Below are 21388 nucleotides of genomic sequence, written 5' to 3' on the forward strand. Positions count from 1 at the left end.
GCGGTACGGACATTGCGTACGCGTTAACACGAAACGACGCGTATGAAACAGTGACTAACAGAATTCCCCTTCGAGGACGGGCGCCGCGTCCCCGCTCCAGTCGCCGTTGAAATTGACCGCCACGGAGTGCTGGCCGTCCGGCGTCGTCGCCACCTCCGACGAGGAGCCATGGATGCCGCCGGTGTGGCCCCAGACGTGGACGCCGCAGGTCAGCGTGGTGTCCATGAGGCCGAGGCCATAGCGGATATTGGGCGCGATCCGCGTGTCGACCGTGGTCTTCATCTCCTTCAGCTGCTCGGGCGGAAGGAGCTTTCCGCCGAGCAGGGCGCTGTAGAAGCGGTCCAGGTCGGCGGAGTCGGAGATCATCTCGCCGGCGGAGGAGGCGATGGACGGGTTGAGCGTCGTCACGTCGTACGTGGGGCCGCTCGGGTCGTGGAACTTCGAGTACGCCCGGCTGCTCGGCCGCGGGAGGGTGTCCTTCGTACCGGGCACGGACGTCGCCGTGAGATGCAGCGGTCCGATGACGCGGCGGGAGATCTCGGCGGCATAGGGGCGGCCGGTCACCTTCTCGATCACCATTCCGGCGAGTACGTAGTTGGTGTTGGAGTAGTTCCAGGAGGTGCCCGGCGCGAAGTCCGGCTTGTGCCGCATCGCGACCGCCACCAGGTCGCGCGCGTCGACGGTGTCGTAGCGGTGCGCGAAGAAGCCGGCCGGGGTGAAGTACGTGCGCTGGAAACCGGCGTCGGCGAGATAGTTGTAGATGCCGCTGGTGTGGTTCAGCAGCTGGCGGACGGTGATGTGGCGGCCGTCGTGACCGTGGCCGTGGACGACGCCGGGCAGCCACTTGTCCACGGTGTCGTCCAGGGACAGCCGGCCCTGTGCCTCCAGCTGGAGCAGGACGGTGGCGACGAAGGTCTTGGTGATGCTGGCGACGCGGTAGCGGTCGGCCGTCGAGCGCGGCCTGCCCGTGCCGAGGTCGCCCACGCCGGCGGTGGCGGACCAGGTGCCGTGGGCGTCCCTCGCGGTGGCGGTCGCACCGGGCACCCCGGCCGCGACGGCCGCCTCGACCGCCTTGCGGGTCGCGGCGTGCCCACCGCCCTCCGAGGCGAATGCCGCCGGAGCCGCCAGGGCCGCGGAGACGAGCAGGGCCGTGGCGCCCACCAGAGTCGCGCGTACACGCATGTCTTCCCCCAACCTGTGGTGTTCGTGCGGTCAGGGGAAGAAACCGGCACCGGGTGCGCGAAGGTTGCCTTCTGTTACCTCAGTTGAGTGAATTTCAGCCCTTCTTCAGTACAAGCTCCGAGGCCGGTCCGGGAGAGGCCGGCGAAGTCGGTGCGGGGCGGGGCGGCGGACTCGATCAGCGTGCTGAACACGGACACCGCGGGGTACCGGGCTCGGTCATGGAAGGTCTCCTGCGGCGAGACGACCGTTCGCGGGGCGTTCGCGCCACAGACGCAGCGCGATGTCGATCAGCGGCACCCGGTTCAGGTCCGGTACGACCGAAAGGTCCTGCCATGCCGCGAGATCGGTGGATCCGCCGACCTCGTAACGGAGTTCGCCGCCGACGACCTCTCCCGCGTAGACGAGGCGCAGGCCGTGGTGGTCGGTACGGCGGCCGACGCGGGGGTGGCCGACCAGCCGGAGGGAGTCGACACCGAGGAGACCGGTCACCTCGATCCGGTAACCGGTCTCCTCGGCGACCTCACGGCGGACGGTGTCGTACGGGTCCTCGCCGTGGTCCATGCCGCCACCGGGCAGCACCCACTCGGGAGTTCCGTCGGGCCCCGGTGAACGGGCCAGCAGGATCTGTTCGTCGCGGACACACACGGCGTAGGCCGCCACCCTCAACTTGCGCTGCATCGACCGACGTTAACCGCTGGGGTTGGCCGGTGAATACTCCGGCGCGGACCAGCGCAGGGGGAGGGCGGCCGGGGTCAGGACTGCCTGGGTGAGCGCGAAGCGGACCGTGCGGTCGCCTCCGGCGGTGACGTCGGTGTGCGCCTCGCCCGTGAGCTGGAGGGTGTCGCCGGTGGTCCAGTCGAGGAAGAGCAGACCGGCGCGGGGATCGGTACGCAGGTTGCCGAGGGTGAGGAACATGGCGTTGCCGGGGTAGTCCGGCCAGGTGAGTTCGCGCGGTGACGTGACCCTGACGAAGCCGGGGTTACCGCCCCGGTGGCTGACGTCGGCTCCGCCGGGGTGGACCGTGGCCAGGAAGAAGGTGTCGGCGGACCGGATGAACTCCCTTTCGCGCGGCCCGAGTTCGGTGAGGAGGCGGGGGGTGCCGGGCGTGCGGTCGGTGACCGTTTCGTACGACTCTCTGCGCTGGATGTACCGGGGGCAGTTGGAGAAGACCTGGTCCGCCTCTATGGCAAAGCCGCGGGGTGTCGGCCTGAGCCGGCCGTTGAGGCGCATGCGGCGGCGGGTGCGGGGATCCAGGGCGATGGCGCCTACGTGGGTGCCGGGGGTTTTCAGCGCCACTGCGAGGGGGCCGCTCAGGCCGTCGGCCGGGTGCGGGCTGCCGTCGGCTGCTCGCGCAGTTCCCCGCGCCCTTCGAGGTCGGCTGTCCGACCGCCCACCAGATTCATGCCCGGCATCAGTGACGACGGAAATCCGCCTTGGACCCGTGGCCCGGACGAAACCGGGTGTGCCCGTGAGCGATGAGGTCCACACCCTCCCCGTCTCCGGGTCCGCCGCGCCCACCATCAGCAGCGGCTGCAGTTCGAGGAAGGCCGCCGCGATCGGCTTGATGCCCTGACCCAGGGAGCGGCCCACGTGCTCGGCGCGGTCGCGCACGCCCAGCAGTTCCTGCACGGCGAGCGAGCCCGCGTGATAGGTGCCCATGGCTAGAAGAATCCGCAGGTCGGGGCGTCCGCGTGAGGGGCCGGGGCGCCCTCGGGACCGAGCGGGGCGGAGATCTCCAGGCGGATGCCGTCGGGGTCGTGGAAGAAGATCCCGCCCGATGTCCCGCCCTCGCGGTGGGCGACCACACCTTCATGGGCGAACTCCACTCCGGCGGCCCGCAGCGCGGTCTCGTACTCCCGGACGCGGTCGATCGAGTCGACCGTGAAGGCGAGGTGGTGCAGTCCGGGCCGGCCGCTGTCGTACGACCCCCGCGCCTGCTGCCAGAGGGTGACGAGCGGGGCGCCGCCGGTCTCCCCCAGCATCGCCCAGCGCTGGTCGTCCTCCTTGCCCTCGGCGAGCACGACGAAGCCGAGGAGGTCGCGGTAGAGGGCGAGCGAGCGGTCGAGGTCGGTGACGTTCAGGCCTGCGTGCGCGATGCGCGGAGCCATGGTGTGTTCTCCTTCGAAGTACCTAACCTACCTCATGAGGTTAAGAGGTTAGACATAAGAATGTCAACCGGTGACGTACGCTTTAGTGGTTAGCCAGAGAAGGAGAGCCCGATGTCCGCCGTCCGCGATCCCCGCCCGCTCACCGGTGAGCCCCTCGCGCTCGACCTGCTCAACACCCGGTGGAACCGGGAAGGCGTCACCCAGGACCTGCTCGTCGACACCGACGGGCTTGCGGTGTGGCTCACGAGCAACGGACTGACCGGCGCCCACCCGGCCGACGCGGAGGTACTGCGTCATCTGCGCGAGGCACGTGAGGCGCTCGCGGCCGCGGTACACGGGTCACCGCGGGTGGCGGCGCCGCTCGTGGACGCCGTACTGGCGCACGGGCGGATCCGGGCCCGATTGACCGCCGACGGTCCCGCCGAGGAGCCGGAGTTCGCCGATCCGGCCTGGGGTCCGGCCTGGCTCGCCGCCCGGGACTATCTGGACCTGCTCGGCCGGGCCCCGGAGCGGATCCGCGTCTGCTCCGGCGGCGGCTGCATCCTGCACTTCTTCGACACGTCCCGGAACGGCACCCGCCGCTGGTGCTCGATGGCCGCGTGCGGCAACCGCGCGAAGGCGTCCCGGCATTACGCGCGCTCGAAGGAGAGTTGACCCGTGGGGCGGACATGAGGATCGAGAAGGCCACGCCGCAGCCCGGAGCGGCTCGCCCGGGTGGGGGCGGGTGAGGGGCGGGTGCCGGATGGGGCCCGCCCTTCTGCCTGGTGCCCCGGCAGGCAACGTTTGCCCGTAGGGGAGCGGCGTCCGGTGCGTGCTCCAGGTGTGCCGGCCGGAGGCCGTACCCGATGGGCTGGGCGTACGTGGGCTTTCGGCCGGTGCGGCGAGAGGGCGTGCCGGGCGTCGCGACGGGGCGAACGTTGCCTGTCGGGGTACTAGGGGGAGCCGCCGGGGGCGCAGGTCGTATGCCGGGACTGGGGCAACGCCTCGGTGATCCATGCCCGGTTGACGGCGACACGGGCGTCTCCCACGGCCCAGAGGCTCGCGTTCCGCCGGCCCGCACCGACCGTGACGAGCACATGCTGTCCCGTGCGCGGGGGCGGTTGCGCGCCACCGGCCAGCTGGAAGGTGACCTCCGCCGGGCCGTGGGCGGGTTTGTAGGAGCGGGTCACGGTGAGGGTGATCCGGCTCCAGAGGGGCGACTTCTCCGGCTCCACCTTCGCCACCCTGCCCTCGACGACCAGCCGGGAGCAGGCGAGTTCGCGTGCGAGGCCGGCCGACGGTCCGGTCTCCGCCCCGGAAGCCTTGCCATTCCTGTCGGCGGCACTCGCGGCCCCGCTGTCGTCGACCGAGCCGGCGGAGTGCGTCACCATCCAGCCGAACCCGACGGCCAGCACGAAGGCTGCGGCACCGGCGAGCGATCCGAGCGCGATGCGCAGCGCGCGGCGGGGGCCGGTGGGGCGGCCGGGGCGTGGGGGACGTGGGGGGCGGGCGGTACCTGCGGGGCGGCGGCCGGCGCCGAGGGGACGGCGGGGTGGCCGAGGGGGCGGGACGGGCCGTGCGGGCTCACCCGGTGCCAGTGCCTCCGGCGCCGGGCGCGCTTCCTTGTCCGCCGCCTCCCTGTCCACCGGCTTGCTGTCTGCCGGATCCCCGGCCAACGCCTCCGCCAGCCAAGCCAGTTCATCCTTCAGCAGTACCACATCGGCTTCGGCAGCCCGGTGTTCGGCGAGGAAAGCGGGATCCCGGCGGGCCTCCTCCGGCAACGGTTCCCCGGTGATCGCGGCCATCAGCGCGTCCATGCCGTCGTACTCCCCGGCATTCCCCGCGCCTGCGGCCCCCTGCGTACCCCCTTGCCCGGCGGTCACGTCACACCACCTCGTCCTCGTGCAGGCGGTCACGCAGGGCGCGGACCGCCGTGTGCAACCTGCTCTTGACCGTGCCCTCGGGGATGCCCAGTTCCTCGGCGATGGCCCGCACGGGCAGGTCGGCGAAGAAGCGCAGGACGAGCACCTGCCGCTGGGCGGCGGGCAGCTCGTCCAGGCCCCGGGCGACGGCGAGGGAACGCAGGCTGGTCTCCTCGCCGGACGGGTGCGCGGGCTCCCGCAGCGCGGCCAGCCGCTCCCCCAGCCGGTCCTGGCGGCGCTTGGCCCGGTGCCAGTCCATGGCGAGGTGGGAGGCGACCACCGCCGCCCAGGCCGACACGTCCCGCGGTGCCTCCTGCCCGCTCGCGGTCCGCTCCAGCAGTCGCAGCCGGACCTGCTGCACCCCGTCCGGCAGGTCCGACTGCGGCACCCCGCCGAGCGCGAGCACCGCCCGCACCCGGCGTTCCTGGGCCGCGTCCAGCGGGTCGTCACCGACATGGTCCGTACGGTCCGCCTCGTCCGTGCGGTCCGTGTCCGCGACATACGCCCCCTGGTCGCGGCGCGTCCCTCCGCGCAGCACGAGCCACCCCCTCCGCGTCTGCCCCTACGACGCGGCGGCGGGCCGAAACGTTCGGCCGGGAGCGGCGGTCCGCAGAGGCGTACGTCACACCGCCGTGTGGCCGGGGTCCGTACGGGCAGGGTCGGGACAGCACAGCTTGCGGCGCGGGCCCCCGGCCGAGGGAATTCCTCCAGCTCAGCGGGGTGAACAGCGCAGGTGTGGAACCGCCGGCCGGGGAAGACGTATCCCACACCTTGGGCACGTTCCGCAAAGAATTGGACAGGCGGACCGGGGTCGGCCGCATGATGGAAACGCCCCGGTCATGCGCCTGGTCATGGAAGAGACACAAAGAGGGAGTCACTGTGAGGGTCGGAATCGTCGGAGCCACCGGTCAGGTCGGCACGGTCATGCGCAGGATCCTCACGGAGCGGAACTTCCCGGTCACACAGCTGCGCCTGTTCGCCTCGGCGCGTTCGGCCGGCACCGTGCTGGACGGCGTGACGGTGGAGGACGCGACGACCGCCGACTACACCGGCCTGGACATCGTGCTCTTCTCGGCGGGCGGCGCGACCTCCAAGGCGCTGGCCGAGAGGGTCGCCTCCCAGGGCGCCGTCGTGATCGACAACTCCTCGGCCTGGCGCAAGGACCCCGAGGTCCCGCTGGTCGTCTCCGAGGTGAACCCGCACGCGGTCGCCGACCGCCCCAAGGGCATCATCGCCAACCCGAACTGCACCACGATGGCCGCGATGCCGGTCCTGAAGCCGCTGCACGAGGAGGCCGGTCTGCAGGCGCTGGTCGTCGCCACCTACCAGGCGGTGTCCGGCTCGGGCCTCGCGGGCGTGGCCGAGCTGCACGGCCAGGCGCAGAAGGTCGTCGCCGACGCCGACAAGCTCACCCACGACGGCGCGGCGGTCGACTTCCCCGAACCGCAGGTCTACAAGCGGCCGATCGCCTTCAACGTGCTTCCGCTGGCGGGCTCGATCGTCGACGACGGTCTGAACGAGACCGACGAGGAGCAGAAGCTGCGCAACGAGTCCCGCAAGATCCTGGAGATCCCGGGCCTGAAGGTCTCCGGCACGTGTGTCCGTGTCCCGGTCTTCTCCGGCCACTCCCTCCAGGTCAACGCCCGCTTCGCCCGCCCGCTGTCCCCGGAGCGCGCGACCGAGCTGCTCGCGGGCGCCCCCGGCGTCGTGCTCTCCGACATCCCGACCCCGCTGCAGGCGGCCGGCCAGGACCCGGCGTACGTCGGCCGTATCCGCCGCGACGAGACGGTGGACAACGGCCTCGCGCTGTTCATCTCCAACGACAACCTCCGCAAGGGCGCCGCGCTGAACGCGGTGCAGATCGCGGAGCTGGTGGCGGCGGAGCTGTCCGCCAAGTAAGGCACCCGTACGGCAGGGGCGGTCACGGTCACGTGGCCGCCCCTCTCGTTTCCACGGCCGCCGCCAGCAGCGCCAGCACCGCGCCCGTGACCAGGACGGCGGTCAGCCCGGGCCCGTCCGAGAGCCGTCCGCCCAGAAAGGCACCCAGCGCGATCGCGGCGTTGAACACCCCGGCGAACAGCGCGGACACCGCCTCCGGGGCCTCAGGGCCGGTGTCACCTCCCCGGCCGGGCGCCCAGCGCCTGGCACGCACTCCCCCAGAGGGGGCACCCCCAGCCGCGTTGCCGGAGCGGCGCCTTGCGATCGCATGGACCGGACGCCGTGCGCTGATCCGGCCGGGAACGCGGCACAGGCTCTCGGGCGCGGCGGCCGACAGGGCGCGCTGGGCGGACACGGACACTCCGCCGTACGCCAGTCCCCACACCAGGAGCAGCGTGCCCGACACGGCCGTGGAACCGGCGGCCGGGACGAGGAGCAGGACGACGGCGCCGAGGACGGCGGAGACCAGCCGCAGGGCGCGGCGCGGATCGCGGGCCGCGAGCGCGCCGCCCGCGAAGTTCCCGGCGACGCCCGCGAGTCCGTACCCGAGCAGCAGGACGCTGACCAGGCCCGGTCCGGTGCCCGGCGTCCGCTGCAGGACGGGCCGGACATACGTGTAGGCGGCGAAGTGCCCGGTGACCAGCAGGGCGACGGCGCCCAGCCGCCACCGGAGCGGCGAGACGCGCAGCAGCCGGGGAAACGTGCCGAGGCGGACGGCGCCCTCGGCGGGCAGCGGTGGCAGGACGACGGCCAGCCCGGCCGCCACCAGCACCGCGACGCCGGCCATCGCGGTGAACGCCCACCGCCAGCCGGTGACCGCGCCGAGGAAGGTCCCGGCGGGCACACCGAGCACCGAGGCGACTGCTATCCCGCTGAAGACGACGGCGGTGGCCCGGCCGCCTTCCGGCCCCGGCACCAGCCGTACGCCCAGCCCCGCGGCCACCGCCCAGACCCCGCCGATGCACACCCCGACCAGCAGCCGGGCGGCGAGCAGCACGGGGAAGGCGGGGGCGAGCGCGGTGACCAGGTTGGCGGCGGCGAGCAGGAGCAGCAGCGCGCACAGCACCGTACGCCGGTCGGCCCGGCGGACGGCGACCGGCAGCAGTGGGGCCGCGACGGCGGCGACCAGTCCGGGCAGGGTGAGGGCGAGGCCCGCGGTGCCGTCGGAGACGTGCAGTGCGCGGGCGAGCGAGGTGAGCAGCCCGACGGGGAGCATCTCCGTGGTGACGACGCCGAAGGTGGCGGCGGCGAGCGTGCACACGCCCGTCCAGGACCGTGTACCGGGTGGGGTGAGCTGCGTGGAAGCCATACCCGAGAGCCTTTTACGGCCCCGGTCCGGGAACAACGGCGAAGTCCTCACCCTTGCATGAGCGAGAGTGATCGGCATCGGGGAGGCGGCGTGTCCGGGCTGGAACTGCGGGAGTTGGAGTGCTTTCTGGTGCTCGCCGAGGAGCTGCACTTCGGGCGGGCCGGCGAGCGGCTGTTCGTCTCGCAGAGCCGGGTGAGCCAGCTGCTGGCCGCGCTGGAACGCCGGGTCGGCGCCCGGCTGGTGCACCGCTCCAGCCGCCGGGTGGCCCTGACCCCGCTCGGCGAACGCTTCCTGGAGCGGCTGCGTCCGGCGTACGACGGTCTGCACGCGGCGGTGGCGGACGCGCGGGCGGTGGCCCGGGGCGGGGCGGGGCCGCTGCGGCTGGGTTTCCAGGGCTCGGCCTGCGCAGGGCTGCTGGCGGCGGTCGCGGCCTTCGAGGCGGCGGCCCCGGCCCGCAGCGTCGACCTGGTGGAGGTGCCGTACGCCGATCCGTTCGGGGCGGTGCGGCAGGGCGCGGTGGACGCGGCGGTGGTGCTGCTGCCGGTCGAGGAACCGGATCTGGTCCTCGGCCCGGTCTTCTCCGGGCAGCGGCACACGCTGGCCGTCACCCGCCGCCATCCCTTCGCCGCCCGTGACCGGATCGGCGCGGCGGACCTGGCGGCCGTGGCGCTGATCGGGGCGGCGGCGCCGGCACCCGCGTACTGGCGTGCCGCCCACGCCCCCGGCGCGCTGCCGGGCCCGGCGGCCGCCACCCTGCAGGAGGCGCTGTCCCTGGCCGCGGCCGGCCGGGGCGCATTGCTGCTGTGCCGGCCCACGGCCGCCCGCCACCCGCGCGACGACGTCGCCTATGTCCCCGTGGACGGCGTGCCCGACTCGGTGCTGGGCCTGGTCTGGCACCGGGAGGCGGAGACGGAGACGGTACGGGAGTTCGCGCGCGTGCTGGCGGACTCGCCCCTGGTGCGCGAGGATCGCTGACCCCGAAACCCGGTGAGAGGTGCCCGTGGAGACCTGTGCGAGCTGTGGCGGTCCGCTTCCGGCGCGGGCCGGCCGCCGGGGCCGTAGCTCGGTGTACTGCTCGGCGGCCTGCCGGCAGAAGGCGTACCGGGAGCGGCAGGACGGCGGTGGGGATCTGGAGGAGCTGATCGCCTCGGTCGGCCGGCAGGCGGGTGCGCTGGTACCGAGACCGGCGGCCGCGCTGTACGCGGGCGTGACCGAGTTGTCGGCCTCGGTGGCCCGACTGCGCCGCATCGCGCGCCTCGCGCAGGAGACGACGGGGGTGCGGGAGAGCGGGAACCAATCCGTCACAGAGGCCCGCGTGACGGAATACGCGGAGCCCCCGTCCGAAGAGGTGCCGTTCGACGAGACGGGCTTCGCCGCGCTCACCGAGTCGTACCGCCGTGAGATCCGCGCCCACTGCTACCGCATGACCGGCTCCTACGACGACGCCGAGGACCTGGTGCAGGAGACGTTCCTGCGCGCCTGGCGGGCCCGGGACGGCTATCAGGGCCGGGCCGGCGCCCGTACCTGGCTGTACCGCATCGCCACCAACGCCTGCCTGGACTTCCAGCGCCGTACCGCCCGCCGCCCGCAGCGCTACGAGCCGCTGCCCGGCATGGACCACGGCGCCGGCCGGCCGCCCGCCCGTATCACCTGGCTGCAGCCCTACCCGGACGACGAACTGCCCGCCGCCGGGGACGGCCGGCCCGAGGAGGCCGCCGTCTCCCGGGAGACCGTCGAGCTGGTGCTGCTCGCCGCGCTGCAGCACCTGCCCGCCCGCCAGCGCGCCGCACTCGTGCTGCGCGACGTGCTGGGACTCACCGCCGCCGAGACGGCCAAGGCCCTCGACGTCTCCGTGGCCTCGGTGAACAGCGCGCTGCAACGCGCCCGTCCGGCCCTGCGCGAGCAGTTGCCCGCGAGCCGTACGGACTGGAAGGCCGCCCCGCCCACGGACGTCCAGCGGGCCGCGCTCCAGCGGTACATGACGGCGGCCGAGCGGCTCGACTTCGACGCGATGGCCGACATGCTCGCCGAGGACGTCACACTCACGATGCCGCCGAACCCGTTCTGGTTCACGGGCCGCGACGCGCTCCTCGCCTTCCTCCGCCCGAGCCTCGACCCCGCCTCCCCCGTGTTCCTGGGCCACTGGCGGCATCTGCCCGCCCGCGCCAACGGGCAGCTCGCGGCCGGGGGTTACGTCCGCCGCCCCGGTACGAACGTCTACCGCGCCCAGGTCCTGGACGTGCTCCGCTTCGACGGCGAGGGCCGCATCACGGAGATCACCTCCTTCGAACCGCACCTCTTCCCGGCGTTCGGGCTGCCACCGCGGCTGTGAGCGATGAGTGGTGCGGGTGCCGTACGTCTGCATCGGCGTAACGACAGACACTCACACTCACTCAGGGAGTTCACCATGCTGCTCACCGACAGGACCGCGATCGTGTACGGCGCCGGCGGCTCGATCGGCGGGGCGGTGGCCCGCGCCTTCGCCCGTGAGGGCGCCCGGGTGCACCTCGTGGGCCGCACCCGCCAGACGCTGGACACCGTGGCGAAGGACATCACCACAACCGGCGGACACGCCGAGACGGCCGTCCTGGACGCGCTGGACGAGGCGGCCGTGGAGGAGCACGCGGACCGGGTCGGCACGATCGACGTCTCCTTCAACCTGGTCAGCCGGGGCGACGTACAGGGCGCCCCGCTGACGGAGATGTCCGCCGACGACTTCCTGCGCCCCGTCCTCGACGGCACCCGCGCCGGCTTCCTCACCGCCCGCGCCGCCGCCCGCCGCATGGCCGCCCGCGGCTCGGGGGTGATCCTCACCCTCAACAGCGGCTCCGCGCACGGCAGTCCGATGATGGGCGGCACGGGCCCGGCCGACGCGGCCACCGACGCCCTGGTGCGCAACCTCGCCATGGAGCTGGGCCCGCGCGGGGTGCGCGCGGTGGGCCTGTGGGCGGCCGGCGTACCGGAGACCCTGTCCGAGGAGAAGCTCCGTGCCGTCGACCCCGGCGTGAACATCGCCGGCATCCTCGACCACCTGGCCGGCCTGCGCATGACCCGCCGCAACCCCACCCTCGCCGAGATCACCGCAACGGCCGTCTTCCTCGCCTCCGACCACGCGGCGGGGATCACCGGCACGTTCGTCAATGTGACCGGGGGGATGTTCCCGGGCTAGGTCCTGTCCGGCGGATCAGGTCACCGGGGATCGACGGCGCCTCATCAGACCCGGCCGGCTTCACGGTCGTGGGCTCGCCGGACCTCGTACAGAAAGCACCCGTACTCCACCGCACGCACATGGACGAGCGCCACCTCGGGATCGGTGAAGGCTTCCGTGAAGGACGCCTGGAAGCTCTCCGAAGGGTCCACCAGGCGGCCGCCCAGGATGTGGCCGTGGGCGGAGTAGCGGCGCAGGACGCGGTGGGCGTCGGTGAAGGGCAGGGCGGGGCCGGTCGGGCCCGGACAGTGGTCGGCGTGGATGAAGACCGGGCCCTGTTCGTCGTAGGCGCCGGGGTGGGCGCCGGTGTCCGCCGCCCAGCGGCGCAGGGGCGCGTACGAGACCAGGGCGATCCGCTCGCCGGGCGCGCTGCGGCGCAGGCAGCAGCGCAGCGGGGCGCCGCCCTCCGCGTCGGTGAAGGGGGTCGTGGGGCGGCCCGCGTCGTCGGTGGTCCGCAGGTCCCTCAGGGCTTCCGGGGTGATGGGACGTGCCGTGTACGTCCGGGTGGTGGAGGTCGTCGTCATGGGTCCAGCGTCCGCTTCCGGCGCCCCGCTCACCGGCGGGAAGCGGACATCGCGTTCCCTGTGGATCCCATGGAAGGATGGCGCAACCGACACATATCGAGGAGATGACCGCGTGCCTGGCACAAACCTGACTCGCGAAGAGGCGCAGCAGCGGGCCGAGCTGCTCACCGTTGACTCGTACGAGATCGATCTCGACCTCTCCGGTGCGCAGGAGGGCGGTACCTACCGGTCCGTGACCACGGTGCGCTTCGACGTCGCCCGCGCCGGCGCCGAGTCCTTCATCGACCTGGTGGCGCCCACCGTCCACGAGGTGACCCTGAACGGCGACGCGCTCGACCCCGCCGAGGTCTTCGCGGACTCGCGGATCGCGCTGCCGGGCCTGCCGGCGGGCCGTAACGTGCTGCGCGTGGTCGCGGACTGCGCGTACACCAACACCGGCGAGGGTCTGCACCGCTTCGTCGACCCCGTCGACGAACAGGCGTACCTCTACACCCAGTTCGAGGTGCCGGACGCCCGCCGGGTCTTCGCCTCCTTCGAGCAGCCGGACCTGAAGGCGACGTTCCGGTTCACCGTGACGGCGCCCGAGGGCTGGACCGTCGTCTCGAACTCGCCGACGCCGGAGCCGAAGGACAACGTCTGGGCCTTCGAGCCGACCCCGCGCATCTCGTCGTACATCACGGCGCTGATCGTCGGCCCGTACCACTCCGTGCACAGCGTGTACGAGAAGGACGGGCAGTCCGTACCGCTCGGCATCTACTGCCGCCCCTCGCTCGCCGAGTTCCTGGACTCGGACGCCATCTTCGAGGTCACCCGGCAGGGCTTCGACTGGTTCCAGGAGAAGTTCGACTGCGCCTACCCGTTCGCGAAGTACGACCAGCTGTTCGTGCCGGAGTTCAACGCGGGCGCGATGGAGAACGCGGGTGCCGTCACCATCCGCGACCAGTACGTCTTCCGGTCCAAGGTGACCGACGCGGCGTACGAGGTGCGGGCCGAGACCATCCTGCACGAGCTGGCCCACATGTGGTTCGGCGACCTCGTCACCATGGAGTGGTGGAACGACCTGTGGCTGAACGAGTCGTTCGCCACCTACACCTCCATCGCCTGCCAGGCCGCCGCGCCCGGCTCGCGCTGGCCGCACTCGTGGACCACGTTCGCCAACTCGATGAAGACCTGGGCGTACCGGCAGGACCAGCTGCCGTCCACGCACCCGATCATGGCGGACATCCGCGACCTGGACGACGTGCTCGTCAACTTCGACGGCATCACGTACGCCAAGGGGGCCTCCGTCCTCAAGCAACTCGTCGCGTACGTCGGCGAGGACGAGTTCTTCAAGGGCGTGCAGGCGTACTTCAAGCGGCACGCGTTCGGCAACACGCGCCTGTCCGACCTGCTCGGCGCCCTGGAGGAGACCTCCGGCCGTGACCTGAAGACCTGGTCGAAGAAATGGCTGGAGACGGCCGGCATCAACATCCTGCGGCCCGAGGTGGCCACGGACGCCTCCGGCTCGATCACCTCCTTCGCCGTCCGCCAGGAGGCCCCGGCGCTGCCCGCCGGTGCCAAGGGCGAGCCGGTCCTGCGCCCGCACCGCATCGCGATCGGTTTCTACGACCTCGATGCCGCGAGCGGCAAGCTGGTGCGCACCGAGCGCGTCGAGCTGGACGTCGACGGTGAGCTGACGGCCGTGCCGCAGCTGAACGGCAAGCGCCGTCCGGCGGTGATCCTGCTCAACGACGACGACCTGTCGTACGCCAAGGTCCGCCTGGACGAGCAGTCGCTGGCCTTCGTCACCGAGCACCTCGGCGACTTCACCGAGTCCCTGCCGCGCGCGCTGTGCTGGGCCTCGGCCTGGGACATGACGCGGGACGCGGAGCTGGCGACCCGCGACTACCTGTCCCTCGTCCTGTCGGGCATCGGCAAGGAGTCCGACATCGGTGTCGTGCAGTCGCTGCAGCGCCAGGTCAAGCTCGCCGTCGACCTGTACGCCGACCCGGCGGCCCGCGAGGCCCTGCTGACCCGCTGGACCGACGCCACGCTGGCGCACCTGCGGGCGGCCGAGCCGGGCGGCGACCACCAGCTGGCCTGGGCCCGTGCCTTCGCGGCGACGGCCCGCACCCCGGAGCAGCTTGACCTGCTGGAGAGCCTGCTGGAGGGCACCCACACCATCGAGGGTCTGGCCGTGGACACCGAGCTGCGCTGGGCGTTCGTGGAGCGGCTGGCGGCGGTCGGCCGGTTCGACGAGGCGGAGATCTCGGCCGAGTACGAGCGGGACAAGACCGCGGCCGGCGAACGCCATGCGGCGACGGCTCGCGCGGCCCGCCCGACGCCGGAGGCGAAGACGGAGGCCTGGGCGTCGGTGGTCGAGTCCGACAAGCTGCCGAACGCCGTGCAGGAGGCCGTCATCGCCGGCTTCGTGCAGACCGACCAGCGCGAGCTGCTGGCGCCGTACACGGACCAGTACTTCGAGGCCGTCAAGGGCGTCTGGGACTCCCGTTCGCACGAGATCGCCCAGCAGATCGCCGTCGGCCTGTACCCGGCGGTCCAGGTCTCCGAGGAGACCCTGACCAAGACGGACACCTGGCTGACCTCGGCCGACCCGAACGCGGCCCTGCGCCGCCTCGTCTCGGAGTCCCGCGCGGGCATCGAGCGGGCACTGCGGGCCCAGGCGGCGGACGCGGCCACGGTCGAGTAGTCACGTCCACGGCTGCGAGGGCGCCCGGACTTTGTGCCGGGCGCCCTTTCACATGCGCGGGCCCGGCAAGGGTCCCCGCCCAGGAGCCGGGTCCAGCGACGAGTTCAGGCCCGAGTGACCGGGGTGGCATGGACGACCGCCGCGTCCCGCAGTGCCCCCAGCACATGCGCCAGCGCCCGCCCCGTCTCCCCGCCCCGGCGTACCGCCGCCGTCACATGGCGGACCGGGCCGTTCGGGCCCAGGTCGCGCATCAGTACGCCATCGCGGGGGGCCGCGGCCATTCTGGGGATCAGGGCGACGCCCATGCCGGCTTCGACCATGGCCAGGATCGCGGTCCAGCCGGAGGCCGAGTGGCCCTGGTGGGGGCTGAAGCCGGCCGCCTCGCAGGCGCGGCGGGTGATGTCCGACCAGGGGCCGCTGCCGCCGAAGATCCAGGGTTCGGCGGCGAGGTCGGTGAGGGTCAGGGTGGGGGTCGTGGCCAGGGGGTGGCCGGGGGGCAGGGCCACGTCCAAGGGGTCGGCCAGGAGGAGGACTTGGGTGAAGCGGGGGTCGGCCGCGCTCGGGGCCTCCGCGGCCAGGGACAGGGCGAGGTCTACGTCGCCGGCCGCCAGGAGGTCGTAGGCCTCGGCCGCCTCCGCCTCTCGTACGCGGACGGTCACTCGGGGGCGCGCGGTCCGCAGGGCCCGTACGGCCGGTACGACCAGGGCGGGGACGGCAGTGGAGAAGGCGCCTACGCGGACCTCGCCCGCCTCGCCCCGGCTGTATGCCGCCAACGCGGCCTCCGTACGCTCCAGTTGCTCGAAGACCGGTTCCGTGTGGGACAGCACCAGACGGGCCGCGTCGGTGAGACGGACCCGGCGGCCCCGTGCCTCCAGCAGGGGTACACCGAGTTGCCGGGAGAGATTGGTGAGCTGCTGGGAGACCGCGGACGGCGTCATGTGCAGGGCCTCCGCCGTCGCGGTCACCGTCCCGCGCTCGCGCAGGGTACGCAGGATCTGCAGCTTCCGGATGTCCCACTCGGCCATGCCGGGAAAACTACACGTCAGCCGCGGGAGGCCGCCCCCAGCACCACCCCGCCCAGGATCAGGCCCATCGACAGCAGCTGGGGCAGGCCGGTCGCCTCGCCCAGGACGGCCCAGGACAGTACGGCCACGCAGACCGGCTGGAGGTAGTAGACGATGCCCGCGCGGGTCGCGCCGATCAGGGCGATGGCCTTGTTCCAGGCGAAGAAGGCGATCGCGGAGGAGGCCACACCTACGTAGAGGAGCGGCAGGACCGTGCCGGGGGTCGGGTTGAAGCTGCCCTGGAGGGCCACGCTCGCGGCCTGGACGGGGAGCAGGAGGACGGTGCCGACCAGGAACGTCGTGAACAGGAAGGCCGTACCGCCCAGTTCGGCCGGCCTGCGGCGCAGCAGCGCGCTGTAACCGGCGAAGCTGCAGGCCGCCGCGATCATCCACAGGTCGCCGGGGGAGAACTTCGCGCCGTCGCCGACGAGGAGGGCCACGCCGGCGCAGGCGATGAGCAGTCCGGTGGTGCGCCGCGCGCCGAGCCGGGCGCCGCCGAGGCGTTCGAACAGCGCCATGAGCACCGGGGAGGCAGCCATGATCATGCCCATGGTGGCGGCGGGAGTGGTCAGTCCGGCCTGGTTGACGAGGGTGTTGTAGACGGCCACTCCGAGGAATGAGGCCAGGAGGACGTAGCGGGCGTGGCGGCGCAGCAGCGCCCGTTGCCGCCAGGCCTGACGGGCGCCGAAGGGGGCCACGGCGAGCAGGGCGATCACCCAGCGCCAGAAGGCGTGCTGGATGGGCGGGACGCTGTCGTGCAGGCCGCGGGACGTCACGAAGCTGCCGGACCAGACGACCGTCGCGAGGGCGGCGCAGGCGAGGCCGAGCAGGGGGGCGGTGGCCGTGGTGGTGGGTGTGGCGGTCCGGTGCAGGACAGCGGGCACGGGGGTCCTTTCGGCGGGAGGGGTGGCGGGTGCGTTCTCCTACCGTCGCAGCGAGTGACCTGTCAGGTCCATCGAAACTTTTCGACCGTTCTTTTCAGAAGAACTGAACGATTCCTCGCCGCGGCCGCGGCACTGAGCGCCGGCGCGCTCCTGACGACAGCGGGGACCGCCTCCGCCGACGACGTCGTCCCGGGCGGCGCGGTCTACGCCCAGTGCTGGACCGTCGGCGAGAGCCTCGGCGCCTACGGCGACACCTGGTACCGGGTCAACCAGGTGAACTACGGCGACGGGTGGTACTGGACCGGCAGGCGTAGCGGAGCACTCAGGCTCCGACGTGCGCCGTCAGCGCCGCCTCGATCCCTTCCGCGTCGGCCGGGTCCGCCGCCCAGGCCGCGTAGCCGTCGGGGCGTACCAGCACGGTCGTACGGCGGGCGCTCGCCCAGTGCGCGACAGTCAGCCGTCCGGCGCGGGCCGGTTCCGTTTCGTACGGCTCCGGGGTGATCAGTACGAACCGGCCGCCGCGCAGTGCCTCGTAGAGACGGCCGCCGCCGGCGAGGGCGACGTCCGGGGCGCGGGTGCCGGTGAGGCGGTGGGCGCCGCGGGGTGCCGGGTAGCGGTGGCCGATGCCGGTGACCTGGGCGGCGACCGCGCGCCGGGCGGGGCCGACGGCGTTCAGGAACGCGGTGAGCGCGGCGCGCGCCGCGAGGGTCCAGGGGCGCTTGGCCATGGCGAGGCGGACGATCCCGCCGCTGCTGCGCAGCACGGCCCGGCCCACGGGGTGCCGCTCGGCCTGGTAGGTGTCGAGGAGCGCGCGGTCGGCGTGGCCGGTGGCGACCGCCGCCAGCTTCCAGCTCAGGTTGGCCGCGTCCTGGAGCCCGGTGTTCATGCCCTGGCCGCCGGCCGGGGTGTGCACATGCGCGGCGTCGCCGGCCAGGAAGACCCGCCCGACCCGGTAGGCGGGCGCCTGCCGTTCGTCGCTGTGGAAGCGGGACATCCAGCGGGCGTCGTACATCCCGAAGTCCCGGCCGAGGGCGAGGCGGGTGATCTCCTTGACCTCGGCCAGGTCCAGCGGCGCGTCGTCGGGCACGTTACGGCTGCGGTGCCAGCCGATCACCCGGTAGTAGCCGTCGCCGAACGGCGCGAGGAAGGCGAAGGCGTCGCCGACGGCGTCGACGGTGAGCAGGGCCGGCGGCTTCTCGGTGAGCCTGACGTCGGCGAGGACCACGGACCGGATCACCGACCTGCCCGGGAAGGGCAGCCCGATCGCGTCCCGTACGGCACTGCGCATGCCGTCGGCGCCGACGACGTATGCCGCCCGCAGGTTCTCCGTACGCCCCTCGGGCCCGCGCGCCTCGACGGTCACGCCGTCCGCGTCCTGCGTGAGCCCGGCCACCTCGGTCTCGTACCGGAATTCGACGCCCGCCTCGACCGCGCGCCGCTCCAGGACCTTCTCGACCTCGTACTGCGGCACGACGAGGAGGTGCTGGAACCGGGAGGGGAGGTCGGAGAGGTCCATGCCCAGCCGGCCGAAGAGCCGGAGGCGGTCGAGCGGCCGGCCCACGGCCTCCAGGTCGTCGGCGAGGCCGCGCGCGTCGAGTTGTTCGAGGGTGCGGGCGTGCAGGACGAAGGCGCGGGAGAGGTTGCTGATCCTGTGGGGGCGCTTTTCGAGGACGGTGACCGGGACGCCGGCGGTGGCGAGGTCACCGGCGAGCAGAAGGCCGGTGGGGCCGGAGCCTACGACGATGATGTTTCCCTTGGTGCCGTTCATGGGGGCCTCCTGGGTGCCAACGCCCGTTGGTCAACACTCGTTGGCCAACGCCTGTTGACAACAGTAGAACCGGCCGCCGACCGAGTCAACACTTGTTGGCCCACTCATGTTGGCCTACGCTCGTTGGCATGACCGGCAGCACAAAGACGAACCTGGCACGCCGCTCCGACGCCACCCGCGCCGCCATCCTCGACGCCGCCCGCGAGCGGTTCGCCGCCGATGGCTACGACCGGGCCACCATCCGGGCCATCGCCAAGGACGCGCGCATCGATCCGTCGATGGTGATGCGCTACTTCGGCAGCAAGGAGGGACTGTTCGCGGCGGCCGTCGCGCTGGATCTGCGGATGCCCGATCTGACGCGGACGGCCCGGGAGGAGGTGGGGCGGACGCTGGTCGGCCACTTCCTCAACCTGTGGGAGGAGAACGAGGAGCTGACGGCCGTCCTCCGGGTCGGCGTCACCAACGAGGCCGGGGCCGAGCGGATGCAGGGCATCTTCCGGGACCAGCTGCTGCCCATGGCCCGGCAGGTCTGCCCCGACCCCGAGCAGGTCCCGGCCCGGGCCGCGCTGTGCGCCGCGCAGCTGCTCGGGCTGGCCCTGACCCGCTATGTGCTGCGCCTGCCGCCGGCCCGCGAACTCACCCGCGAGGAACTCCTGGCGTGGCTCGGCCCGACCGTACAGCGCTACCTGACGGCACCGAACCCCTGAGCCGCACCGCTCGTGGCCGAGTACCGGGAATGCGATGCCGGTCGCTGTGGCCGATGTGAGCCCGGCCCTCCATAAACCGCTCGCCTTCGTCCTGTGTGCGGTGGAAGTATCCGCGGAGCCGGGCCCTGCCGGAGGAAACAGCTGATCGCGCTCGGCCTTTCGGAGAGGAAGCCGTAGTGAGCCTCACCGCGTCCACGCCGTCCGAGTCCGAGCCCGAAGTCCGTACGGCGGCCGGAGCCCTGCGCGGCAGCCGGGAGGCGGGCCTTGCGGTCTTCCGCGGCATCCCGTTCGCCGAGTCGCCGGTCGGTGCGCTCCGTTTCGCCGCACCGCAGCCGGTACCCGGCTGGGACGGTGTGCGTGCCGCGGTGTCGTACGGCCCGCCGCCCCCGCAGTCCGGCGTGTTCGGCACGGACGCCCCGGCACGGGAGACGGGTGACGGCTGGTTGACGGTCAACGTCTGGACGCCCGAGCCGTCCACAGGAGCGGGTCTTCCCGTGATGGTGTGGATCCCTGGTGGCGCCTATGTGATCGGCGCCTCCAGCCTCCCGGAGTTCGACGGCGGTCGCCTGGCCGGGGAAGGCGTCGTCGTGGTGACACTCAACTACCGGCTCGGCATCGAGGGTTTCGCGCAGATCGAAGGTGCGCCCGCGAACCGCGGCCTGCTCGACCAGGTCGCCGCCTTGCAGTGGGTGCACGACAACATCCGGGCGTTCGGTGGTGACCCGGACCGGGTCACGGTCTTCGGCCAGTCGGCGGGCGGCGGATCGGTCGCCGCGCTGCTGGCCATGCCGCGGGCGGCAGGGCTTTTCCGCCGGGCCGTCGCGCAGAGCGTGCCGGGCACGTTCTTCTCCCCCGAGTTGGCCGCCGACATCGCCGCCGCCTGCGCCACCGAACTGGGGTTGCGGCCCACGGTGGCCGACCTGTCCACGGTGGCCCCGTCCCGGCTGCCCGCCGCAGCCGACGCGATCTCCGCCAAGATCGGCCAGTGGAAGGACCGCTGGGGGCAGATCACGCACCGGCCCATCCCGTTCGCGCCCGTCGTCGACGGCGATGTTCTGCCGGCCACTCCCTGGCAGGCGCTGGCCGAGGGCGCCGGCCGGGACATCGAACTCCTCGTCGGTCACACCCGTGACGAGCACCGGCTGTTCAGCCTGATCGACGGCGTGCTCGGTCAGGTGACACAGCAGGACGCCGAGACGGCCCTGCGGATCCTCGCCCCGGGCCCGGACGGCGCACGGCGGTACCGCGACGGTTTCCCGGCCGCGGGCCCGGAAGAACTGTACGAACTGGTCAACGCCGACTGGCTGTTCCGCATGCCGACCCTCCGACTCGCGCAGGCGCACACCACCGCCGGCGGCCGGACCCACGTCTATGAGCTGACCTGGCCCGCTCCGGGCTTGGGCGGTGCCCTCGGCGCCTGCCACGGCCTCGACGTACCGCTCGTATTCGGCAACCTGGGCAGCGGGCAGCCCGCCCTGCTGATCGGCGAACCCCCGTCCCCGGAGACAGAGGCGCTCTCCGCGCGGATCCGCACCGCGTGGACAGCGTTCGCCGCTGACGGCGATCCCGGCTGGCCCGGCTACGACCTTGAGCAGCGCCTCGTACAGCTCTTCGATACGCGACCGGCCGTCACCGCCTATCCGGAGGAGACCTCCCGGCAGCTGTGGCAGGACCACACCTTCCCGGCACTCCCGCTGGCCGGCGGATAGCGGAGCGATCACCGAAAGACGAAACGCCGAGGGCGCCGGCCTCGCCCGGGTACGGCGGTGTGCGCGTACCGGCGGGAGGGCGGCGCCCCCGGCGGAGGAACCCGGGGTCCGGTCAGGCCTTGGCGCCCGCCCCGGACTTCGCGTCGGTGTTGGACGAGGGCTTGATGGTCCTGATCTTGGACCTGTCCAGCGCCATCACCAGACCGGCGATGACCGCGAACAGGGCGACCGGGATCAGCACGTAGAGCCCCAGCGTCTGGATGACGCTCAGGCCGGGGCCGGGGTCGTCACCGTCGTCGCGGGTCAGCGCGAGCGCGGGGGACGACATGAGCAGCATCATCAGCGTCGTACCGGCGGCCAGGGCGCCGGCGCGCAGGGCGTTCTTCTTGTCCACGAT

General features: G+C 72.7%; 20 protein-coding genes. 8 read left to right on the forward strand and 12 right to left on the reverse strand.

Annotation, left to right across the window (positions count from 1 at the left end; translation table 11 throughout):
* Positions 1-54: 54 nt before the first annotated feature.
* The 4 genes from AV521_RS30335 to AV521_RS30350 all read right to left on the reverse strand — a co-directional run bounded on the left by AV521_RS30335 (position 55) and on the right by AV521_RS30350 (position 3290).
* Entirely contained in the window at positions 55-1182 is a 1128-nt protein-coding gene (locus AV521_RS30335) for a serine hydrolase (RefSeq protein WP_179023481.1), read from the reverse strand.
* Between the two features lie 216 nt (positions 1183-1398).
* A complete protein-coding gene (locus tag AV521_RS30340; protein WP_179023483.1) occupies positions 1399-1860 on the reverse strand; it encodes an NUDIX hydrolase in 462 nt (153 codons plus the stop codon).
* A gap of 9 nt (positions 1861-1869) precedes the next feature.
* The gene (locus tag AV521_RS30345; RefSeq protein WP_076092783.1) at positions 1870-2841 is read right to left on the reverse strand and encodes a pyridoxamine 5'-phosphate oxidase family protein; all 972 of its coding nucleotides are present in this window, start codon (positions 2839-2841) and stop codon (positions 1870-1872) included.
* Between the two features lie 2 nt (positions 2842-2843).
* Positions 2844-3290 carry a VOC family protein gene (locus tag AV521_RS30350; protein WP_076092785.1) on the reverse strand — a complete coding sequence of 149 codons (447 nt, stop codon included), beginning with the start codon at positions 3288-3290 and terminating at the stop codon, positions 2844-2846.
* A 111-nt stretch (positions 3291-3401) separates the two neighbouring features.
* On the opposite strand from AV521_RS30350, the gene AV521_RS30355 reads away from it, so the two are divergent.
* Positions 3402-3944: a CGNR zinc finger domain-containing protein gene (locus AV521_RS30355; RefSeq protein ID WP_076092787.1), complete on the forward strand. Its 543-nt coding sequence runs from the start codon at positions 3402-3404 to the stop codon at positions 3942-3944.
* A gap of 278 nt (positions 3945-4222) precedes the next feature.
* On the opposite strand, the gene AV521_RS49500 is transcribed toward AV521_RS30355, so the two are convergent.
* Together AV521_RS49500 and AV521_RS30365 are read right to left on the reverse strand one after the other, a co-directional pair.
* Positions 4223-5152, reverse strand: coding sequence for a hypothetical protein (locus AV521_RS49500; protein ID WP_256725718.1), 930 nt, complete (start codon positions 5150-5152; stop codon positions 4223-4225).
* A 1-nt stretch (position 5153) separates the two neighbouring features.
* Entirely contained in the window at positions 5154-5729 is a 576-nt protein-coding gene (locus tag AV521_RS30365) for a sigma-70 family RNA polymerase sigma factor (protein WP_076092791.1), read from the reverse strand.
* A 341-nt stretch (positions 5730-6070) separates the two neighbouring features.
* Here AV521_RS30365 and AV521_RS30370 point away from each other — a divergent pair, with 341 nt between their 5' ends.
* Complete coding sequence (locus AV521_RS30370; RefSeq protein ID WP_076092793.1) at positions 6071-7090, forward strand: aspartate-semialdehyde dehydrogenase; 1020 nt, start codon at positions 6071-6073, stop codon at positions 7088-7090.
* Between the two features lie 28 nt (positions 7091-7118).
* Here the strand turns inward: AV521_RS30370 and AV521_RS30375 are convergent, their stop codons facing one another.
* Positions 7119-8438: an MFS transporter gene (locus tag AV521_RS30375; RefSeq protein ID WP_256725719.1), complete on the reverse strand. Its 1320-nt coding sequence runs from the start codon at positions 8436-8438 to the stop codon at positions 7119-7121.
* Between the two features lie 90 nt (positions 8439-8528).
* Here AV521_RS30375 and AV521_RS30380 point away from each other — a divergent pair, with 90 nt between their 5' ends.
* The 3 genes from AV521_RS30380 to AV521_RS30390 all read left to right on the forward strand — a co-directional run bounded on the left by AV521_RS30380 (position 8529) and on the right by AV521_RS30390 (position 11607).
* A complete protein-coding gene (locus AV521_RS30380; RefSeq protein WP_107481065.1) occupies positions 8529-9413 on the forward strand; it encodes a LysR family transcriptional regulator in 885 nt (294 codons plus the stop codon).
* 19 nt (positions 9414-9432) lie between these two features.
* Positions 9433-10770, forward strand: coding sequence for an RNA polymerase subunit sigma-70 (locus tag AV521_RS30385; RefSeq protein ID WP_076092799.1), 1338 nt, complete (start codon positions 9433-9435; stop codon positions 10768-10770).
* Positions 10771-10845: 75 nt separating this feature from the next.
* Positions 10846-11607 carry an SDR family NAD(P)-dependent oxidoreductase gene (locus AV521_RS30390; RefSeq protein ID WP_076092800.1) on the forward strand — a complete coding sequence of 254 codons (762 nt, stop codon included), beginning with the start codon at positions 10846-10848 and terminating at the stop codon, positions 11605-11607.
* A gap of 44 nt (positions 11608-11651) precedes the next feature.
* Here the strand turns inward: AV521_RS30390 and AV521_RS30395 are convergent, their stop codons facing one another.
* Positions 11652-12170, reverse strand: a complete 519-nt coding sequence (locus AV521_RS30395) for a DUF1203 domain-containing protein (protein ID WP_076092802.1) — start codon at positions 12168-12170, stop codon at positions 11652-11654.
* A 112-nt stretch (positions 12171-12282) separates the two neighbouring features.
* Here AV521_RS30395 and pepN point away from each other — a divergent pair, with 112 nt between their 5' ends.
* Positions 12283-14859, forward strand: a complete 2577-nt coding sequence (gene pepN, locus AV521_RS30400) for an aminopeptidase N (RefSeq protein WP_076092804.1) — start codon at positions 12283-12285, stop codon at positions 14857-14859.
* Positions 14860-14963: 104 nt separating this feature from the next.
* Here pepN and AV521_RS30405 read toward each other — a convergent pair whose 3' ends face one another.
* The 3 genes from AV521_RS30405 to AV521_RS30415 all read right to left on the reverse strand — a co-directional run bounded on the left by AV521_RS30405 (position 14964) and on the right by AV521_RS30415 (position 18575).
* Positions 14964-15884 (reverse strand): LysR family transcriptional regulator, encoded by a 921-nt coding sequence (locus tag AV521_RS30405; RefSeq protein ID WP_076092806.1) that lies wholly within the window; start codon positions 15882-15884, stop codon positions 14964-14966.
* Positions 15885-15901: 17 nt separating this feature from the next.
* Positions 15902-16807: a DMT family transporter gene (locus AV521_RS30410; RefSeq protein ID WP_076092808.1), complete on the reverse strand. Its 906-nt coding sequence runs from the start codon at positions 16805-16807 to the stop codon at positions 15902-15904.
* A 322-nt stretch (positions 16808-17129) separates the two neighbouring features.
* On the reverse strand, positions 17130-18575 hold the full coding sequence (locus AV521_RS30415; protein WP_076092810.1) for an FAD-dependent monooxygenase: 1446 nt from the start codon (positions 18573-18575) through the stop codon (positions 17130-17132).
* Positions 18576-18703: 128 nt separating this feature from the next.
* Here AV521_RS30415 and AV521_RS30420 point away from each other — a divergent pair, with 128 nt between their 5' ends.
* Both AV521_RS30420 and AV521_RS30425 read left to right on the forward strand, forming a co-directional pair.
* Positions 18704-19282 carry a TetR family transcriptional regulator gene (locus AV521_RS30420; protein ID WP_076092812.1) on the forward strand — a complete coding sequence of 193 codons (579 nt, stop codon included), beginning with the start codon at positions 18704-18706 and terminating at the stop codon, positions 19280-19282.
* 176 nt (positions 19283-19458) lie between these two features.
* A complete protein-coding gene (locus AV521_RS30425) occupies positions 19459-20991 on the forward strand; it encodes a carboxylesterase/lipase family protein (RefSeq protein ID WP_076092814.1) in 1533 nt (510 codons plus the stop codon).
* A gap of 112 nt (positions 20992-21103) precedes the next feature.
* On the opposite strand, the gene AV521_RS30430 is transcribed toward AV521_RS30425, so the two are convergent.
* The gene (locus tag AV521_RS30430; protein ID WP_076092816.1) at positions 21104-21385 is read right to left on the reverse strand and encodes a hypothetical protein; all 282 of its coding nucleotides are present in this window, start codon (positions 21383-21385) and stop codon (positions 21104-21106) included.
* Positions 21386-21388: the final 3 nt, after the last annotated feature.

Source organism: Streptomyces sp. IMTB 2501 (genome assembly GCF_001953885.1).
Lineage (GTDB): Bacteria > Actinomycetota > Actinomycetes > Streptomycetales > Streptomycetaceae > Streptomyces.

What these genes read in the sequence shown, in the direction of transcription:
- AV521_RS30335 (WP_179023481.1), bottom strand. Translation starts at nt 1,182, where the DNA reads ATGCGTGTACGCGCGACTCTGGTGGGCGCCACGGCCCTGCTCGTCTCC.
- AV521_RS30340 (WP_179023483.1), bottom strand. Translation starts at nt 1,860, where the DNA reads ATGCAGCGCAAGTTGAGGGTGGCGGCCTACGCCGTGTGTGTCCGCGAC.
- AV521_RS30345 (WP_076092783.1), bottom strand. Translation starts at nt 2,841, where the DNA reads ATGGGCACCTATCACGCGGGCTCGCTCGCCGTGCAGGAACTGCTGGGC.
- AV521_RS30350 (WP_076092785.1), bottom strand. Translation starts at nt 3,290, where the DNA reads ATGGCTCCGCGCATCGCGCACGCAGGCCTGAACGTCACCGACCTCGAC.
- AV521_RS30355 (WP_076092787.1), top strand. Translation starts at nt 3,402, where the DNA reads ATGTCCGCCGTCCGCGATCCCCGCCCGCTCACCGGTGAGCCCCTCGCG.
- AV521_RS30375 (WP_256725719.1), bottom strand. Translation starts at nt 8,438, where the DNA reads ATGGCTTCCACGCAGCTCACCCCACCCGGTACACGGTCCTGGACGGGC.
- AV521_RS30390 (WP_076092800.1), top strand. Translation starts at nt 10,846, where the DNA reads ATGCTGCTCACCGACAGGACCGCGATCGTGTACGGCGCCGGCGGCTCG.
- AV521_RS30395 (WP_076092802.1), bottom strand. Translation starts at nt 12,170, where the DNA reads ATGACGACGACCTCCACCACCCGGACGTACACGGCACGTCCCATCACC.
- AV521_RS30405 (WP_076092806.1), bottom strand. Translation starts at nt 15,884, where the DNA reads ATGGCCGAGTGGGACATCCGGAAGCTGCAGATCCTGCGTACCCTGCGC.
- AV521_RS30415 (WP_076092810.1), bottom strand. Translation starts at nt 18,575, where the DNA reads ATGAACGGCACCAAGGGAAACATCATCGTCGTAGGCTCCGGCCCCACC.
- AV521_RS30420 (WP_076092812.1), top strand. Translation starts at nt 18,704, where the DNA reads ATGACCGGCAGCACAAAGACGAACCTGGCACGCCGCTCCGACGCCACC.